Below are 16,849 nucleotides of genomic sequence, written 5' to 3'. Positions count from 1 at the left end.
ATTGATCTGGATGCGCCACCGTGCAGAAAACCATTAGAACCGCTACAGGCAACTCCCCTTCCCGCCGACTCCCGAAAGCCGAACGGCGCCGGCAGCTGTTGGACACTGCGTTATTGATCGTGCGCGAGGAAAACGCCGACAGCTTGACCCTCGGCCGCCTGGCCGTCCGCGCGGGCGTGTCCAAACCGGTGGTATACGATCATTTCGCTACCCGCTCGGCGCTGTTGATCGAGCTGTACAAATGGATTGATACCGAGCGGGTCCGCGCTTTTCGCGAGGCCATGAGCAGGACTGCGCGAAGCCCGGAGGAAACCGCTCAGGTCCTTGCCAGCGCCTATATTCAGTGCGCAGCAGACAACACCGATGAGTTCCATGCGGTCGGCGCGGCCCTGGCGGGCAGTGAAGAGAAGGCGGCGGTTTTCCAGGAACTGCTCGACAACTGCGTACGGATGTTCGTGAGCGTACTTGCGCCTCACGCGACGTTGGCAAGCGCAGAACTTGAGCGCTGCTGCACCGGTCTGGTCGGTGCGGGGGAAGCACTTGCCGGCGCCCTGGTGCGGGGGCGACATGCCCAGGATCAAGTGATTGAAGCGTTCGCCGCGTTGATTCGCGGCGTGTTGAGTGCGCCTGAATAAGTATTCAGGTTCCAGCAATAAGCAATTGCCTACAGATACTCAGCTATGTCACTCGACGGTGACAAAATTCTTGGATCCAATTCCTGGAATCGCCTTGACAGGCTAATGGAGCCGATGAAATATTTCCCTCCGCTACGGTTCAGCTTTAATCATCATTTGGCGCGGATGCCATAACAATAATCAAATGGAGTTCATGATGGTTTTCCTCAGTACAGTTCCATCGGTTATCCCGTCACCCTCCTTCGGTTCCTCGTTTCCCAACTAATCGCTCTATTTGGCGCCTTGGCGCTGAAGGGACTGTTGTGCAATGTCCATCGTCGTCGGCAGAGGATAACCATGAAAATAGTAGACAGTTCGGTTCTGAAGGAATGGTATGACAGTGAATACAGCGCCTGTAATAACGGTGCTTTATTTGGTGAACTACGCGAGGAGTTCAAACAGTTTTTATCCACCCTGCCTGACGGCCCCGGCGATGCCCTTGAGCTCGGCTGCGGAGACGGTCGCAACCTTACCGCCCTGGCGCGCAAGGGCTATAGTCTGAGCGGCGTGGACATGGTCGACAGCACGGTACAGAGTCGCCAGCTCAATCCCTGGCTAAAGGATCTGAATTTCCAGCAGGCTGACATTCTGACGTACGAGCCGTTGCGTGAAGGTTACGACGTACTTGTCTGTTCCGAAGTTCTGCATTTCTTCAATAAAGATGAACTTCAGACGGTAATGGCCAAGATTATCGGTGCGGTAAAGCCTGGTGGTTATATTTTCCTTGATCTGTTATCGGACCTGTCGCGCTACTTTCAAGCGAGCGGAGAACCCTTCATCTGGGACAAGGAAGCGGGCTTGTCTGTCCTGGACAGCGAAGGGTTATTTGATGCCTGGCTGGGTGATTTCGATATTTATGCGTCGCGGCATTTCTTTGATAAGCAAAGTTGGCCATTAAGCGATTCGGCAAACTTGCCAATAGCTCCCTATACCTGGCAAGGCACCTACGTCTCGGTGTGTGCGCGAAAACGTAAATGACTTTGCGACATCCAGCTTGAAAAGGATATTGAGCCATGCAGCTTTTCCATCAGGTTATCGCCAGCAATGCAAGAAAATACCCGTCCAAGCCAGCCATCGTCCTCGACGGGCAAGCAACTTCCTATCAGCAACTGCAGCAGCGCGCGGATGACATTGCCTCGGTGCTCCCCCTGCTCGGCATTGCTCCCGGTGACCGGGTGGGCCTGTACGCGCCCATTTCCGTCGATTTGGTCGCAGGTTACCTGGGCCTGCTGCAGGCTGGAGTGATCAGCGCAGCGACGCACCACACCTTGAGTCGTACCAAGCTGATCCATCAGCTCAAGCACTCGGGCGCCCGGGTACTGATCACCGACTGCACGGATGATTTGCCTGGCCTGATTGACGAGGCCGGCCTGGAACTGGTCCTGCTTACCGTTCCATCCCAGGTTGCGGTGCCCAAGGTCATGCAGCTTGCCGATGCCGTCGCTGCGCTCGGAGGAAAGAAGTCCGCGCCCTCCTCTCCGTTGCCCGCTGACCCTGAACGCCCCACCTCGATCTTTTATACCTCGGGGTCATCCTTCAATCCGAAAGGCGTGCTCGTCAATCACCGCATCATGTTGGCGGCCTGTAGCCGGGTTACAGCGTATCTGCAAATCAGCCCCGATGATCGTGTCCTCAGCTATTCCACGCTGGCATCCGACTATGGGGTGTACAACGTGATGATGCCGCTGTATGCCGGGGCCACCAGTGTCATCGAAAGCCGGCCGGCCAGCAGCGCCGAGGAGGTGCTCGCGGTGGTCGAACGCGAGGGGGCCACGGCAATGCATGTATTCCCCCCGGTGTTCTTCCTGCTGGCCAATACGGGCCCGCACTGGCAGGCGCGCGTGCCTGGCTTGCGCTACATCTCCAGCAGCGGGCAGGCCCTCTACAGTCGTCATATCCAGCGGATCCGCGAAGCCCTGCCCGCGGTGCGGATTTTTTCCAACTACGGGCTCACCGAGTGCAAGCGCGTGAGCTACCTGCCGCCCGAAGAAATCGACCAACGACCGACCTCGGTGGGTAAGCCTTTGCCGGGAGTCAGCGTGTACTTGGTAGGCGAACAGGGCCAGCGTATCGAGCAGCCTGGACAAATAGGCGAGTTGCTGGTGACCAGCGACTACCTGATGCTCGAGTACTGGAACATGCCCGAAGCCAATGCCCGCGCCTTCGTCCATGATGCCTTCGGTCATTCACGACTGTATCGCACCGGGGACCTGTTCAAGCAGGACGCCGAAGGCTACCTCTATTACGTCGCCCGCAAGGACGACGTTTTCGCGCGCAATATCTGGAACGTCAATCCGCGAGAAATCGAGCAGTGCCTGGCCGCGCATCCAGCGGTCGCCGAGGTGCTCGTGGTGCCGGTTGCCGACGAGTCGGCCGGGCACGTGCCCAAGGCTTGCATCGTGCTTGATGCCGATCATGGCCAGACCAGCGAACAGGCATTGCTCGATCACTGCAAGGCGCATCTGGACTGGCACATGGTCCCGGCCCAGTGGGCATTTCTCAAGGCCTTGCCGAAAACCGATTCGGGCAAGTTCACCACCAAAGGACTGATCTGACAGCAGGAGCCATGTCATGAAAACTTCCCCGCAATCCATGGATGACACCGACCTCGACAGGGACCTGCAAAAAAGCGCCATGCTCAAGCTCGCCGGGCATTTCCACAGTCTGGCGACAGGCGCCAGCCAGGTGCCCATGCAGTCTCTTGGCAGCCACTTGCGCGGCGAGATCCAGGATCCGCTGGTTCTCGATTACCACGATCGCCTGATCGAAGGGGCAGGACCGTTGTTCTCCCACTTTCTCGCCAGCGTGCCGTACATTCTCGAGGAGTTGTCCAGGATCGGCGCAGCCCTGACGCGCCTGGCTGAGGCCAATATTCGAGAAACAGGCCAGACCTTCAGTCTCTTCGAAGTGGACGCCTTTGATGGCAGTAACGGCCGCGCCGTTGCTGGCCATTCCAATGGACTGATCCGCAGTTTCACCTCATCGCCGAATCGGGCCAACCAGGTTGCCTTCGACCGGTATGCCGACCCGGCGCTGTCGCGGTTCTATCCGCAGTCGGTGTTCAAGGTGACACCGGACCTGCTGCAGCAACCCGAATACAGGCTTTTCAGCCAGGGCTTCGACTTCATCTACGAGATGGCCGCGTTCCAGTTCTACAGCCGCGACCGTGACCGGCAGATCGCCCATATCCAGCAATTTCTCAAGCCTGGCGGCCTGGTGTTTTTCCTTGAAAAGCTTAACCACCCGGACCCGGAGGAATACCTGCGCAGGGAACGGGTCAAGGATGAGCAATTCAAGACCCGCTACTTCAGCGAGGAAGAAATCCACTGGAAACGCCAGCAGATGCTTGAGCAAATGCAGAATGGCCAAGTCACCTTCGAAGAATTGGCAGGCGCCCTGTGCGCCCGGTTCAAGTGCGTCCATCTGTTGTGGAACAGCAGCAATTTCTGTGAGTTCGTCGCCTCCGACGATCCACAGCAAATCGAGCGATTGGTTCGGCTGTTGGGCCCGGTGGTGCAACCTGCGGACTTCTGTTTCGAGGGCTCGCGCCTGGGCGCGGTGGCGACGCTGCCCAGTGCCGGGGGGCCAGACGATGCTTGAGCTTGCCGAGCAGGCGTTCCATCCGGCCGCACAACCTTCGCTGTGTCAGCGAGCCGTCGAGCACTTGCCCGGCTGGCGCGAGCGGGCCGCCATGGCTGAAGCGAATCGACGGCTGAGCAACAGCACCTTCGACGAATTGTTTGCCGGCGGCTGGCTGGATCTGTTGACGCCGCGCGCGCCGGTGACGAGCAGCGGACACTGGCCCACACTGGTGGAAAGCGCGCGGATCGCCGCGCGGGCGTGCGCCTCCACGGGCTGGATGCTCGCGCTGGTGGGCGGCCACGGCGCCATCGCCCGACGACTGCCGCCTGCCTGCACGGACCAGCTCTACACCGATGGCCCACGACAGCTCTTCGCCTCAGCCTCCATCAGTGCCGATAGCCGGCTGACCTTTGACTCCGCCGGGGTACGGATCGATGGGCGCTGGCGCTTCGGTTCAGGGATCGAGAACGCGACCTGGCTGATGCTCAACGCCCCCTGCCCCAATCACCCGGACGCGGCTCACACCCCACGTTTCCTGGTGCTGGTCGCCGCCGATGAAGTCGAAAGACTCGACAGCTGGGACAGCTGTGGTATGGCGGCGACCGGCTCCCATGACGTACTGACCCGCCAATTGCTGGTGCCGCATGCTCGCGTATTCGCGCTGCATGAAGTGTTTGCGCAGACCACGCATGCACCGGCGGCCGACTACATCGACCGTATGCCCCTGGTGCCTTACCTCACCACGTCGATCATCGGTCCGCTGCTGGGGTGCGCCGAGGGTGCTCTTGGCGCGTTTGTCACTGGGCTCAACGGTTCGTTGGCGGTGAGCGATCCGCGGATCGCCGAACAGGCCGCCCACTCGGCAGCACAGCTGTACAGCGCCGGGTTGTTGTATGACTCGCTGATCACCCGACTGCATGACGCCGGTATGAATGACCGGCCGCCAGATACGCGACAACTGCTTCAGCTCAAGCGCGACCGCGCCTATCTGGCGGGCCAGTGCGTGCAGGCCGTGCGCCGTCTGGTGGAAAGGCTCGGTGCGTCGTCCCTGGTCGCCGGCAACCCGCTCCAGCGCCACTGGCGTGATATCCAGGCCATGGCCGCGCATCGAGACGTTGCCTGGAACGAGGCGATGCTGGCCAGCGGCGATGCGCTGCTGCGGCCCGTCGCCGCCGGCACTGCAAAGAACTGATTTGTTTTCCATCGACTATTTCAAAGAGGTCCCCATGTTCATTCGCAACATATCCGAGGTCGAGAAAACCCCTTACTTCGTCGAGTGGGGTGCCGGCACGAGTCATCGCTTGCTCACTGAACGTGACGCCATGGGCTTTACGCTATGCCATACCGTCGTGCGTGCAGGTACAGAGTCGCTGTTGCAATACCGCAATCATCTGGAGGCCTGTTATTGCATTGCCGGAGAAGGTGAAGTCGAAGACATGCACGGCAATGTCTTTGCGATCCGGCCTGGCGATGTCTACGTGCTCGATCAGCATGACCGGCATTTCCTGCGCGGTGGCAAGGACCAGGACCTGATCCTGGTCAGCGTCTTCAATCCGCCACTGCGTGGTGACGAACGACACAACCTCAACGACAGTTCAGGGTCGGCCTACTGATGATTTTCTGCGCTGCCACGCCCCGTCGCTTATCCGCAGGAGGTATCCATGCGTAAGGATTACCTCGCTTTTTTCATTTCGTTGTTTCTGTCGCGGCTGGCGGATCAGATCCTGCTGTTCATCGTACCGCTGGTAGTGTTCCAGACGACCAACAGCGCGTCCTGGGCCGGGCTGGCGTTTTTCGTCGAGTCGCTGCCGCGATTCCTGGCGTTTCCGTTGTGTGGCGCCCTGTGCGACAAGTATTCGCCCATCAGGATTCTGCACATCAGCCAGGTCTACCGGGCCCTGCTGTGTGTCCTGGCGATGGCGCTGCATGGGGTCTTTGGTGGCATCGCCTGGGTCGTCGTGCTGTCAGCGGTGTGCGGGGTGCTGACAACGCAAGGCATCATGGCGCGTGAAGTGCTGATGCCGCACATCTTCCAGCACTACAGCTACACCAAGACCTTGTCTTACTCGCAGATCGCCGACCAGACCGGGCTGGTGCTCGGGCCATTGGTGGCGGCCCTGATGCTGGAAGTGTGGGCCTGGCATTGGGTGGTGCTGTGGATCGCCGGGTTGTTCCTGCTGGCCGATCTGAGCATGCTGGTCTGGCAACGCCTCAGCCGTATCACGCTGGAGGTTTTCGAGCAGCATCAGGACATCTGGTTGCAGCCGCTGCGGATTGCCTTCGGGCATATCCGTGACCTGGCGGAGCTGAAGAAAATCATCACCCTGGCGGTAGGCGTCAACCTGGTCGTGGGTGTCACCTTGGCCACCTCGGCGGCCATGGTGCTTGGCGAGTACAGCGCCGGCAAGGACGACTACGCGGGCCTGCAGGCGGCTGGCGCGGTGACAACGATCGTGATCCTGTTCTTTCTCGCCCGGGTCGCCCTGCCTCTGCGCGTCTCGGGAGGCGTCGGCTATTCGATGATCGCCGCGGGAGGCTTCATCAGTGCCCTGAGCCCGAACCTGGTCGGCTACGTCGTGGGCTTCCTGTTGATCGTCGGCTTCGACAAGATGTTCAACGTCTACATGCGCACGATCCGGCAACAGGTGATTCCGCCCAAGGACTTCGGTAAGACGGTGGGCGTGATCACTTTGCTCAACAACCTCTCGCAGCCGTTGGCCGGCTTGTTGGTAGCAGTGCTGGCGGCGCCCTTGGGTACGCAACCGGTGATCCTGATCCTGGCCGTGCTGGCCACGCTCCTGGGAGCCGCGGCGTGGTGGTGGTTTGCAAAGGCCCGAAGCCCCCTCACCGCCTCGATACTGGCGGAGCAGGAAGTCGGCAAGTGAAAATGGCTGGCCAGCCGGCGGCGGGTCGTCTCGCCACGTCAACTCGGTTGCTCAAGCAGTAGCAGTGTCTTGCGATCCGGCTCGCCCGAATAAAACCGGTCAAGCGCCTGTTGGTATAGGGAAGATCCCGGTTGGACGCTCCTGAACAACGTCAGACAGGAACGAAACTTGAGGTCGTCGGGCGAGCCAAAGATCTGCCCGGCACTCTTCCCGTGATGCAGCAGAACTGTTTCCACACAACCCTCCAGTCGCGGGCCGAGCACGTCGTGCTGAACGTAAGCACGGGCCTCGGCAATGCCGGAGATGGCGAAGCGCGCGGCCATTTCGGAACGCCCGAGGCCCTGCAACTGAGGGAAGATGAACCACATCCAGTGGCTCGTCTTGCGGCCTGCGCGTAACTCGTCCATGACTCGATCGAACACCGGGTTCTGGGCCTCGACGAAGCGAGACAGGTGGTAGATGTCTTGCATGATCCCCTCTCTTCAACCGTAAGCACCTGGGCACTCCGGGCTTCGCCGCTAGTTGTCCGTCCTGCGCCGATTGCCCAGCGGCCCTGCGTCTTTTATCTGATCGATGTTCTCAAGGAACATTTTAAGAATAGGTGACGGATTGTCGGTCCGATAACCCACCGCCAGATCAATGGTAGGTCGTGTTCCCTTGAGCGGCCTGCTGACGATCGTCCACGGCAGCAGCGGCTCCACGTAGGCTGGCAGGATGGCAACGCCCCGCGTGGAGCTGATCAGGGAGATCCCGGTGCCGTAGTCGTCCAGCCAGTAGGATGCGTTGACCTGCACGTTGCAACTGGCGAAATACTGCGCGATGACATCGCGTAGTACATGGGGAATCTCCGAACAGCCGATGAACGTCTCGCAGGCCAACTCGGCAGGATCGATATCACCCATCGAGGCCAGGCGATGGTCGTTCGGCATGATGACCAGCAATGGCTCTTTCGCGACAACCTCATAACTGACATCCGGCCGCGGCTCCACGCGCAGAAAGCCCAGGTCGACGTCGCCGCGTTGAATAGCGTCGGCCAGCGAGGGCGATTGCAAGCTGATGACCTTGAATTCCATGTTGGGCAGCTCATGCCGAAGCAAACGCGTCACGCTGGGCAGCCAGTCCACCTCCTGCCCCGTCAGGAAACCCACCGAGAACACCTTCTTCGCCGGCCTTGCCGCTCGCCGAGCCGCCGCCACGGCTTCTTCAGCATGACTGAGCGCAAGCCTGGCCTGATCCAGGAACGCTATTCCGGCCGGCGTCAGTTCGATGCCCCTGGCCTTGCGGACAAACAGCTGCGCGCCAACCTCCAACTCCAGATCGCGCAGCTGGCGGCTGAGGGATGGTTGCGCGGTATGAAGTCGTCGGGTCGCGGCAGAGGTCAGGTTGCCCTCTTCGGCAACGGCAACGAAGTAACGAAGGTGACGCAGCTCCATCAAGCGATACCTCTAAGGCATGGGTTCGTGCATACAAAGTCTTTTTAAAGCAGCTGCGATTTGCCTACATTCTGCCCGACTGATAACAGAATTCCTTAGCGCGGGGCAAGCTCATCGCCGTGCTTTGCCATGCTTATCGGCTATCGACAAAAAGCCGCTAGCGAAATCGCAGGTTATTCCAACTCACCAAGAGGTATTTCCAATGAACAAGATTGCGCTCATTACCGGCGCCAACCGTGGCCTGGGCCGCAATGCCGCTATTGCCATCGCCGAAAAGGGCAACGACGTCATCCTCACTTATCGTAACGGCGAGGCCCAGGCCCGTGATGTGGTCGGGGAAATCGAACGGCTCGGGCGCAAAGCCGTTGCGTTGAAACTCGATGTGAGTGACGTCTCCAGCTTCGGCACATTCGTCGCTACGCTTTCCGGCGCCCTCCAGCGAGGCTGGGGTCGAGCCGACTTCGACTTCCTCCTCAACAACGCGGGTCACGGCGCGATGGCGGCGTTTGCCGAGACCACCGAAGAGCAGTTCGATGAGCTGTTCAATGTGCACGTCAAAGGTGTTTTTTTCCTGACGCAGGCGCTCTTGCCACTGATCATCGATGGCGGTCGCATCGTCAACTATTCATCCGGGCTGACGCGTGTTTCCTTTCCCGGTTTCTCAGCGTATGCCGCCGCTAAAGGCGCGATCGAAACCCTCACGGTCTATATGGCCAGAGAGCTGGGCGGCCGTGGAGTCACGGTAAATACAGTGGCCCCTGGCGCGATTGCGACGGACTTCCTGGGCGGCGCAGTGCGCGACATGCCGGATCTGAATGCGCAATTTGCTGGCATGACTGCCCTTGGCCGGGTGGGCGTCCCGGACGACATCGGGCCAATGGTTGCGAGCCTGCTGGCGGAGGACAACCGGTGGGTTACCGGGCAGCGCATCGAAGTTTCCGGCGGGCAGACAATCTGACTTTGTAGAAAATCCAGTGTGGGAGCGAGCCTGCTCGCGATAGCGTTATCGCAGCCGATGGAGAGGTTGAATGCACTGGCCTCTTCGCGAGCAGGCTCGCTCCCACGGGGTCAGCGGTGGGCTCAATGGCGCAGTAGTCGGCGCAACGGCACTCCATCCTTGAGCACCGGCGATTTGATGACGATGTAACTGAAGTATTTGGAGATACCGATGTTCTTGTCCAGCAACCCTTCGATCACTTCCTGATAATGCTGGATGCTGCACGTCATGAAGCGCACCAGATAATCGTAACCGCCGCTGATCAAGTGGCACTCAAGTACTTCGTCGACCAGACGAATATTCGATTCAAACTTCGCGAAGTCTTCCCGTTTATGGTCGCTGAGGGTGATTTCGGTAAATACCGTAACCGAGTCGGTGATCTTTGCGAGGTTCAGATGCGCCCTGTACCCGGAAATATAACCGGCTGATTCGAGGCGCTTGACCCGCTGCAGACAAGGGCTGGAGGACAGTCCCACGGCATCGGCGAGGCTGACATTGGTCATCCGACCGTCCTTTTGAAGTTCAACAAGGATACTGATATCAATTCGGTCTAGTTTTATTAAACCTTCCATCGGGTACCCCTCGGTCGTCTTCAGGCTGACAGTGGTTTTAGCAAATTCAACGGCGCAAAGATAGCTGATGCTGAGCGACGAGGTCGGCCATGCTGGTGATGTAGAAATCGGCGGAATATTCTTGATTTTCAGGCTCATGGCCACGGCGGATCAGGCACAGGCCAGCCGATTTTGGCGGTTGTGCGGGCGGTCTGGACACTTGCATGATCGTTGCAGGCTCGAGTTGGTTCTGCAGCAACCATGCCTCATCCTCCAGTGGATTGCTGGCTCGCGAATGCAGGTCCTCGGGTGGAATTCCCAAGCGCTCGCAGAGCTGGTCGCGATCCTCGGCATCACGATCGCAGTAAACCAATAACCGGTAGAATTTGCGCAAATACAACATGGCACCTGGTGCGTCCTCGAACAGCGACCAGTTGCAGGCCGAACGGGCAAAGCTCATGCCCTCTTCCCAACTGACCTTGAGCCCCAGGCGCTCCGCCAACTGGCGATGGGCAAAACACAACAAGCCGCTGAAGCCGAGATCGGAAAAACGTGGATAGAGCCCGCGTACCGCCTCGTCGAATTCCGCCAATACCTGCTCCTTGCCGGGCATGCCCGGACGGTTTTCGAGCAAGGGTTGCAGGGCCGTCCAGACACCGGAATCCCGATCGACCAGGACTTCGTCGCAATCGATCAGCAGCGCACGATAATCAGTCAGGTGCATGTGTCGCCTCCCATGGTGCGTTTATCAATCCTTATGCCTGGCTGCCTCGGTCGACAAAATCGCCAACTTGCCGACCGAGACCTGAGATTAATCCATTACCCGCTGCAATGCGGCTTCAAGAATGGCCAGTGCTTCGTCGATCTGACTTTCTTCGGTGACCAGGGGAGCGAGGAAGCGCAGGACATTTCGGTACACCCCGCATTTGATCACCAGCAGCCCGCCAATCCTTGTCTGATCGATCAGGCGCTGGGTGAGCTCGGCATCCGGGCTGCGGGCCTGATCGTCCTTGATCAATTCGATTGCCAGCATGAAGCCGGTGCCGCGCACATCACCGATGCGCGGGTGGCGGGCCTGCAAGCGCAGCAGGCCCTGGCGCAGCCGCTCCCCCAGGACCTGGCCACGTTCGAGCAGATGCTCCTGCTCATAAGCCTCGATCACCGCCAATGCCGCGGCACACGCCAGGGCGTTACCGCCGTAGGTGCCGCCAAGGCCACCGGGCAGTGGCGCGTCCATGATGTCCGCGCGCCCCACCACGCCCGAGATGGGCAGGCCACCGGCCAGGCTCTTGGCGACGGTGACCAGGTCCGGCTGGATGCCGGCGTGCTGAAAACCGAACCATTTGCCGGTACGACCGAAGCCGGTCTGGATTTCATCGAGGATGAGCACGATGCCGTGCTGCTCGGTCAGGGCTCGCAGCGCCTGGAGAAATTCTGGTGGCGCGCTGAGGAAGCCTCCATCGCCCTGCACCGGCTCGATGATAATCGCCGCGACCCGATCCGGAGCGACTTGGGTCGCCAGCAATTCGTTGACTGCCTGCAACGCCATATCACTGCTGAAACCGCGATAGGCATTCGGGTATGGCGTATGGTAGACCTCCGGCGCCAGAGGTCCGAAGTTCTGCTTGTAGGGCTGGCTCATGCCCGTCAGCGTCGTACCCAGTAAAGTACGCCCATGGAAACCGCCCCGGAAGGCAATGACGGCGGGACGATTGGTATGCGCGCGGGCGATCTTCACCGCGTTCTCCACTGCTTCCGCGCCGGAAGTGAACAGCGCCGCCTTGCAGGCTTGCTGCCCACCCACCAAGGCACACAGGCGCTTGACCAGATCGATATACGGTTTGTAGGCCACCACTTGGAAACACGCGTGGCTGACCTTCTTCAATTGAGCCTGCACCGCCGCGATCACCTTCGGGTGATTATGACCGATGTTCAACACGCCGATGCCGCCGACGAAGTCCAGATAACGCGCCCCATCCACGTCCCACACCTCTGCCCCCTGGGCCCGGTCGATGACCAGCGGATGCGCGGTGACCAACCCTCGTGGCACGAATTGATCGCGTTGGAGGAGCAGGCTCGGGGTTTCTTCGACTTTACTGTTCATGGCATCTCCCACAGTGAACCAGGCAACCGGGAAACGGCTGCGATGTGTTCCACAGGTTAAGCGTTCGACACAATTGTCTAAGCCGAACTTGGCCTCTGGGAAATTCGGATCGACTGTTTTCACCCCGGCAAACAGCAGAATCCTTCAGCCGACTCCAGCCCCATGGAATCTGCCGGCAGAGGCCCTGTACAAAGCAGTGTCCGGTGATTATGCAGGTTGTTTCGATACATCCTGCTTTGCCACTCGGGCATGCTGGATGTTCCCTATCTTGTACGAGAAGTGACCCATGGCCCTGTTGTATAAAGCCGACCCGGTGCGCGGTGAACAATGGAAGCGTCTATTCGCCGAGCACGCTCCGGACATCGAATGGCGCGCCTGGCCGGACATCGGCGACCCGAGGGACATTCATTTCCTCGCCGCCTGGCAGGCGCCGGATGACCTCGAAACACTCTTGCCGAACCTGCAAGTGCTGTTCGCTTTGTCGGCCGGGGTCGATCAGCTTGATCTTGATCGCTTGCCCGCCTCCCTGCCGGTGGTCCGTCTCCTCGATCCCGGCATCACCCGGGGCATGTGCGAATACGCCAGCTTCGCCGTGCTCAGCCTGCACCGGGATATGCTCCGTTATCGCCAGCAACAGATTGCCCGGTGCTGGCAGGCGCACTTGCTGCAACCGGCGGCCCAGCGTCGGGTCGGGGTCATGGGGCTCGGCATGCAGGCCCGGCAGATTCTGGCCACCTTGCAGACCTTTGGCTTCGCCTTGTCAGGTTGGGCACGCAGCGAGCATCACATCGCCGGGGTGAATTGCTTTGCCGGTGACGAACAGCTCCCGGCCTTCCTCGGCCAATGCGACATCGTGATTTGCGTCTTGCCATTGACCGAGCAGACCCAAGGGATTCTCAGCCGTCAATTATTCAGACATCTGCCCGAGGGTGCTGCCCTGGTCAACATGGGCCGTGGTGGCCACCTGATAGAAGAGGATCTGCTCGAGGCCCTGGCCAGCGGCCAACTCAGCGCGGCGGTGCTTGACGTCTTGCAACAGGAGCCGGCAGCGCCGGATCACCCGTTCTGGCAGCATCCGCAGATACTGCTGACGCCGCATATCGCGGCGATGACTCAACCCGAAAGTGCCTTCGGCGTGTTGCTGGACAACATCCGTCGGCATCAGCACGGTGAACCGATGCTCGGCCAGATTGACCGCCAGCGATGTTATTGAGCGGTGCGTGCTCACACAGCTACAAAAAGCACCGGCGAAAAATCCGCTGATATTTGCTGCTGAGCCTGCTGTCGATTTGAGCAATAACTGCGGTGCGTGAAGCCGCAACTGATGCAATCTACCGAATCAATCTGCGCCTCTTGTCAGGTCTGGCGGCAGGTGAGATATCAATCCTTTCGGCGGAGAAATCCGCCCGGTCACGCTCCCTTGAATACGGAGATGTTAATGTCCAGTTCGCAACGCCCGACGTATGCCTATCGCCCCATGACCGCTGCCGATGTGGCAGCGGCCCATGCCTTATCCGTGCAGTTGAAGTGGCCCCATCGCCTGGAGGACTGGGCCATGCTGCAGCGCGTCTCGCAGGGTTTTGTCGCCGAGGACCACGGCCGCCTGATCGGCACCGCGTTCACCTGCCCGCAGGGTGATTACGCCACGATCGGCCTGGTGATTGTCAGTGACGAATACCAGGGCCAGGGCATCGGTCGCAAACTGATGGAACTGGCACTCCAAGCGTGTGGAACACAGACCGCCATGCTCAACGCGACGCTGGCCGGCGCGCCTCTTTATGCCAGCCAGGGATTCGTTGACTTTGGTCATATCCAACAACATCAGGGGAACGTATCGCCTCCGGCCCCCAAGGACCTGCCATCCGGTGAGCGCCTGCGCCGCCTGACCGAAGCGGATCGAAACAACGTGATCGAACTCGCCAACGCCGGCAGCGGCCTGGACAGGCACGCCGTGCTCAATGATCTGTTCGACAGTGTCGAAGACGTCGTGGGCATCGAGCGCGATGGGCAACTGCGTGGGTTCGCCATCCTGCGTCCATTCGGTCGTGGTCGTTACATCGGCCCGGTCGTTGCAGAAAATCCACAGCAGGCCAAGCACTTGATCGCGGTGCTGTTGGCTCAAGTGCCGGATGCTTTCGTCCGCATGGATGTACCGTCCGACAGCGGCCTGGGTCCCTGGCTGGAAGAAGCCGGGCTGAAGCAGGTCGACACCGTCGCCCAGATGGTCCGTGGTTCCCCGCCCCAGGCCAGGGGCGGCGTAAAGCAGTTTGCGCTGGTGAGCCAGGCCATCGGCTGACGCCCCTGCATCACCGCTACATCCCCTACTTTCCCGGAGAAACACCCTCATGCTAGAGCCCACTGCCGTGCTGTTGGCCCACGCCAACGGCACTCCCGCGTCAACCGCATTCACCGGCGGCTCATTGGGAGCCAACGATCCGTTCGACAGGCAGATTGCCTATCTCGGGACCCAAGACATTGCTGCCGGTATCGTCCAGGCGAGCGGACAGTTCAGCGTCGATGCATATCCCTACAGTGAAACGATCGTGGTCCACGCCGGACAAGTCATTCTGCAAAGCGAGGAACACTCGCTGCAACTTGGTCCGGGTGACAGCGCGGTAATTGCCCGCGGCACATCGATTCGGATCGAGGCGCAACCTGGCTCGCTCTGGGCATTCTGCGCCGATACCCAGCCTGTTGAAGCGGGCAACGTCGGAGTGACCGCTCTCCCCAAGCACACCCTCCTAGCGCCCTCGATGCCACCGAGTGAAGAGTTCCTGCTGAGCCCCACCCCGCAATGTCGCTCGAACAATCTGTTCGTCGAGGACACGACAAACCTGCGCATCGGCGTCTGGGATTCGACGCCCTATAACCGCAGGGCAAGGCCACACACGATGCACGAACTGATGCACCTGATCGAGGGCAGCATCATTCTCCAGCTCGGCGATGGGACGGCGCTGGCGGTGAATACTGGCGATACGGTGTTTGTGCCCAAGGGGGCTCCTTGCGCCTGGAAGAGCAGCGTCTATGTGCGCAAGTTTTACGTCTGTAAGTAAATTGACTGACACACCGCCTTCGCGAGCAAGCTCGCTCCCACATTGGATCGGCGGCAAACGCAGGTTTCACGGCATACCGAGCCCCCCCTGTGGGAGCGAGCCTGCTCGCGAAAGGGCCAGCACATCAATATCTTCATTGGCTGATACACCGCCATCGCGAGCAAGCTCGCTCCCACATTGGATCGGCGGGCAAACGCAGGTTTCACGGCATACCGAGGAACCCTGTGGGAGCGAGCCTGCTCGCGAAAGGGCCGGCACATCCAATATCTTCATTGACTGACACACCGCCTTCGCGAGCAGGCTCGCTCTCACACTGGATCATCGGCAGATGCAGGTCTCATGGCATACCGAGGAACCCTGTGGGAGCGAGCTTGCTCGCGAAAGGGCCAGCACATCCAATATCTTCATTGGCTGATACACCGCCATCGCGAGCAAGCTCGCTCCCACAGTTGTGTCGGAGCAGGGCCGGAGCACAACTTCCAGTTCAGAGCGCCTCCGCAATAGCCAGACCAACCTCCTGAGTCGACGCCTGCCCCCCAAGATCAGGCGTAATCGGCCCCGCTGCAATAACCCGCTCGATGGCCCTGAGAATTCCGTCATGGGCCGCGCGATAGCGTTCATCGCCATTACCCAGGAAGTCGAGCATCAAGGCACCGGACCAGATCATCGCAATCGGGTTGGCGATATTCCGTCCATAGATATCTGGTGCCGAGCCATGGACCGGTTCGAACAACGAGGGAAATCGTCGCTGTGGATCAAGGTTGGCCGAAGGGGCGATGCCGATGGTGCCGGCGCAGGCAGGTCCAAGGTCGGACAGGATGTCACCGAACAGATTCGACGCCACGACCACATCGAAACGGTCTGGCTGAAGCACAAAGCGCGCACAGAGGATATCGATGTGTTGCTTGTCCCAGGTGACGTCCGGGTACTGCTGCGCCATAAGCGCCGTGCGTTCGTCCCAGTACGGCATGCTGATGGAAATGCCGTTGGACTTGGTCGCCGCCGTCAGGCGTTTGCGCGGCCGGGTCTGGGCCAGGTCGAAGGCGAACTTGAGAATCCGGTCCACACCGCGTCGGGTGAATACCGACTCCTGCAGCACGAACTCGTGCTCGGTGCCTTCGAACATCTTGCCGCCGACCGAGGAATACTCGCCCTCGGTGTTTTCGCGAATCACCACGAAGTCGATGTCCCCGGCTTCGCGTCCGGCCAACGGACACGGCACGCCGGGAAACAGCCGCACCGGACGGATGTTCACGTACTGATCGAAGTCCCGGCGAAACTTCAGCAGCGAACCCCACAGGGAAATGTGATCCGGCACCTTGTCCGGCCAGCCCACGGCGCCAAAGTAAATCGCATCGAAGCCCTTGAGCTGTTCAAACCAGTCGGCGGGCATCATCTGCCCGTGTTCCAGGTAGTAATCGCAGTGGGCCCAGTCGAGCACTTCGGTGCTCAGATCCAATTGCCATTTCTTCGCCGCCTGCTCCAGTACCCGCAGCCCCTCCGGCAAGACTTCCTTACCAATACCGTCGCCAGCAATCGCGGCGATTCTGAATGGTTTGCTCATCAACCG

17 protein-coding genes are annotated in these 16,849 nt (G+C 60.0%); 11 read left to right on the top strand and 6 right to left on the bottom strand.

The genetic code is table 11. The features are described from left to right. Nucleotides 1-98: 98 nt before the first annotated feature. From J3P91_RS14025 to J3P91_RS13995, 7 genes are all read left to right on the top strand, one after another. Nucleotides 99-635 carry a TetR/AcrR family transcriptional regulator gene (locus J3P91_RS14025; protein WP_434600734.1) on the top strand — a complete coding sequence of 179 codons (537 nt, stop codon included), beginning with the start codon at nucleotides 99-101 and terminating at the stop codon, nucleotides 633-635. Nucleotides 636-971: 336 nt separating this feature from the next. Continuing rightward, nucleotides 972-1,652 (top strand): class I SAM-dependent methyltransferase, encoded by a 681-nt coding sequence (locus tag J3P91_RS14020; protein WP_434600733.1) that lies wholly within the window; start codon nucleotides 972-974, stop codon nucleotides 1,650-1,652. A gap of 35 nt (nucleotides 1,653-1,687) precedes the next feature. Beyond that, the gene (locus J3P91_RS14015) at nucleotides 1,688-3,229 is read left to right on the top strand and encodes a class I adenylate-forming enzyme family protein (RefSeq protein WP_434600732.1); all 1,542 of its coding nucleotides are present in this window, start codon (nucleotides 1,688-1,690) and stop codon (nucleotides 3,227-3,229) included. Between the two features lie 16 nt (nucleotides 3,230-3,245). Then, nucleotides 3,246-4,274, top strand: a complete 1,029-nt coding sequence (locus J3P91_RS14010) for a class I SAM-dependent methyltransferase (protein ID WP_434600731.1) — start codon at nucleotides 3,246-3,248, stop codon at nucleotides 4,272-4,274. Next, nucleotides 4,267-5,448, top strand: coding sequence for a hypothetical protein (locus J3P91_RS14005; RefSeq protein WP_434600730.1), 1,182 nt, complete (start codon nucleotides 4,267-4,269; stop codon nucleotides 5,446-5,448). Before J3P91_RS14010 ends, J3P91_RS14005 begins: the two co-directional genes overlap by 8 nt. Nucleotides 5,449-5,482: 34 nt before the next feature. Further along, the gene (locus tag J3P91_RS14000; protein WP_305501143.1) at nucleotides 5,483-5,869 is read left to right on the top strand and encodes an ectoine synthase; all 387 of its coding nucleotides are present in this window, start codon (nucleotides 5,483-5,485) and stop codon (nucleotides 5,867-5,869) included. 48 nt (nucleotides 5,870-5,917) lie between these two features. Then, on the top strand, nucleotides 5,918-7,141 hold the full coding sequence (locus J3P91_RS13995; protein ID WP_434600729.1) for an MFS transporter: 1,224 nt from the start codon (nucleotides 5,918-5,920) through the stop codon (nucleotides 7,139-7,141). Nucleotides 7,142-7,179: 38 nt separating this feature from the next. Here J3P91_RS13995 and J3P91_RS13990 read toward each other — a convergent pair whose 3' ends face one another. Both J3P91_RS13990 and J3P91_RS13985 read right to left on the bottom strand, forming a co-directional pair. Then, on the bottom strand, nucleotides 7,180-7,611 hold the full coding sequence (locus J3P91_RS13990; protein WP_434600728.1) for a DUF1810 domain-containing protein: 432 nt from the start codon (nucleotides 7,609-7,611) through the stop codon (nucleotides 7,180-7,182). Between the two features lie 48 nt (nucleotides 7,612-7,659). Beyond that, nucleotides 7,660-8,574, bottom strand: a complete 915-nt coding sequence (locus J3P91_RS13985; protein ID WP_434600727.1) for a LysR family transcriptional regulator — start codon at nucleotides 8,572-8,574, stop codon at nucleotides 7,660-7,662. A gap of 202 nt (nucleotides 8,575-8,776) precedes the next feature. On the opposite strand from J3P91_RS13985, the gene J3P91_RS13980 reads away from it, so the two are divergent. Then, nucleotides 8,777-9,532, top strand: coding sequence for an SDR family NAD(P)-dependent oxidoreductase (locus J3P91_RS13980; RefSeq protein ID WP_434600726.1), 756 nt, complete (start codon nucleotides 8,777-8,779; stop codon nucleotides 9,530-9,532). Nucleotides 9,533-9,654: 122 nt separating this feature from the next. On the opposite strand, the gene J3P91_RS13975 is transcribed toward J3P91_RS13980, so the two are convergent. The 3 genes from J3P91_RS13975 to gabT form a co-directional block, all read right to left on the bottom strand. Next, the gene (locus J3P91_RS13975; RefSeq protein ID WP_008146530.1) at nucleotides 9,655-10,143 is read right to left on the bottom strand and encodes an Lrp/AsnC family transcriptional regulator; all 489 of its coding nucleotides are present in this window, start codon (nucleotides 10,141-10,143) and stop codon (nucleotides 9,655-9,657) included. Between the two features lie 46 nt (nucleotides 10,144-10,189). Then, complete coding sequence (locus tag J3P91_RS13970; protein ID WP_434568476.1) at nucleotides 10,190-10,846, bottom strand: HAD family hydrolase; 657 nt, start codon at nucleotides 10,844-10,846, stop codon at nucleotides 10,190-10,192. 87 nt (nucleotides 10,847-10,933) lie between these two features. After that, entirely contained in the window at nucleotides 10,934-12,226 is a 1,293-nt protein-coding gene (gene gabT, locus J3P91_RS13965; protein ID WP_434600725.1) for a 4-aminobutyrate--2-oxoglutarate transaminase, read from the bottom strand. Between the two features lie 286 nt (nucleotides 12,227-12,512). Here gabT and J3P91_RS13960 point away from each other — a divergent pair, with 286 nt between their 5' ends. The 3 genes from J3P91_RS13960 (at nucleotide 12,513) to J3P91_RS13950 (ending at nucleotide 15,279) form a co-directional block, all read left to right on the top strand. After that, nucleotides 12,513-13,439 carry a 2-hydroxyacid dehydrogenase gene (locus J3P91_RS13960; RefSeq protein WP_434600724.1) on the top strand — a complete coding sequence of 309 codons (927 nt, stop codon included), beginning with the start codon at nucleotides 12,513-12,515 and terminating at the stop codon, nucleotides 13,437-13,439. 225 nt (nucleotides 13,440-13,664) lie between these two features. Next, nucleotides 13,665-14,522: a GNAT family N-acetyltransferase gene (locus tag J3P91_RS13955; protein WP_434604951.1), complete on the top strand. Its 858-nt coding sequence runs from the start codon at nucleotides 13,665-13,667 to the stop codon at nucleotides 14,520-14,522. Between the two features lie 49 nt (nucleotides 14,523-14,571). Beyond that, a complete protein-coding gene (locus tag J3P91_RS13950) occupies nucleotides 14,572-15,279 on the top strand; it encodes a cupin domain-containing protein (protein ID WP_434604950.1) in 708 nt (235 codons plus the stop codon). 484 nt (nucleotides 15,280-15,763) lie between these two features. Here the strand turns inward: J3P91_RS13950 and J3P91_RS13945 are convergent, their stop codons facing one another. Continuing rightward, nucleotides 15,764-16,843, bottom strand: a complete 1,080-nt coding sequence (locus J3P91_RS13945; protein ID WP_434604948.1) for a tartrate dehydrogenase — start codon at nucleotides 16,841-16,843, stop codon at nucleotides 15,764-15,766. Nucleotides 16,844-16,849: the final 6 nt, after the last annotated feature.

Origin of the sequence: Pseudomonas sp. Z4-7, assembly GCF_051131965.1 — a bacterium.
Taxonomy (GTDB): domain Bacteria; phylum Pseudomonadota; class Gammaproteobacteria; order Pseudomonadales; family Pseudomonadaceae; genus Aquipseudomonas.
Note: the sequence above shows the minus strand (reverse complement) of the source record. Positions and strands in the feature narration are given on the sequence as shown.

What these genes read in the sequence shown, in the direction of transcription:
- J3P91_RS13990 (WP_434600728.1), bottom strand. Translation starts at nt 7,611, where the DNA reads ATGCAAGACATCTACCACCTGTCTCGCTTCGTCGAGGCCCAGAACCCG.
- J3P91_RS14005 (WP_434600730.1), top strand. Translation starts at nt 4,267, where the DNA reads ATGCTTGAGCTTGCCGAGCAGGCGTTCCATCCGGCCGCACAACCTTCG.
- J3P91_RS13945 (WP_434604948.1), bottom strand. Translation starts at nt 16,843, where the DNA reads ATGAGCAAACCATTCAGAATCGCCGCGATTGCTGGCGACGGTATTGGT.
- J3P91_RS13960 (WP_434600724.1), top strand. Translation starts at nt 12,513, where the DNA reads ATGGCCCTGTTGTATAAAGCCGACCCGGTGCGCGGTGAACAATGGAAG.
- J3P91_RS13950 (WP_434604950.1), top strand. Translation starts at nt 14,572, where the DNA reads ATGCTAGAGCCCACTGCCGTGCTGTTGGCCCACGCCAACGGCACTCCC.
- J3P91_RS14015 (WP_434600732.1), top strand. Translation starts at nt 1,688, where the DNA reads ATGCAGCTTTTCCATCAGGTTATCGCCAGCAATGCAAGAAAATACCCG.
- J3P91_RS13970 (WP_434568476.1), bottom strand. Translation starts at nt 10,846, where the DNA reads ATGCACCTGACTGATTATCGTGCGCTGCTGATCGATTGCGACGAAGTC.
- J3P91_RS13980 (WP_434600726.1), top strand. Translation starts at nt 8,777, where the DNA reads ATGAACAAGATTGCGCTCATTACCGGCGCCAACCGTGGCCTGGGCCGC.
- J3P91_RS14020 (WP_434600733.1), top strand. Translation starts at nt 972, where the DNA reads ATGAAAATAGTAGACAGTTCGGTTCTGAAGGAATGGTATGACAGTGAA.
- J3P91_RS14010 (WP_434600731.1), top strand. Translation starts at nt 3,246, where the DNA reads ATGAAAACTTCCCCGCAATCCATGGATGACACCGACCTCGACAGGGAC.
- J3P91_RS14000 (WP_305501143.1), top strand. Translation starts at nt 5,483, where the DNA reads ATGTTCATTCGCAACATATCCGAGGTCGAGAAAACCCCTTACTTCGTC.
- gabT (WP_434600725.1), bottom strand. Translation starts at nt 12,226, where the DNA reads ATGAACAGTAAAGTCGAAGAAACCCCGAGCCTGCTCCTCCAACGCGAT.
- J3P91_RS13975 (WP_008146530.1), bottom strand. Translation starts at nt 10,143, where the DNA reads ATGGAAGGTTTAATAAAACTAGACCGAATTGATATCAGTATCCTTGTT.
- J3P91_RS13985 (WP_434600727.1), bottom strand. Translation starts at nt 8,574, where the DNA reads ATGGAGCTGCGTCACCTTCGTTACTTCGTTGCCGTTGCCGAAGAGGGC.
- J3P91_RS13955 (WP_434604951.1), top strand. Translation starts at nt 13,665, where the DNA reads ATGTCCAGTTCGCAACGCCCGACGTATGCCTATCGCCCCATGACCGCT.
- J3P91_RS13995 (WP_434600729.1), top strand. Translation starts at nt 5,918, where the DNA reads ATGCGTAAGGATTACCTCGCTTTTTTCATTTCGTTGTTTCTGTCGCGG.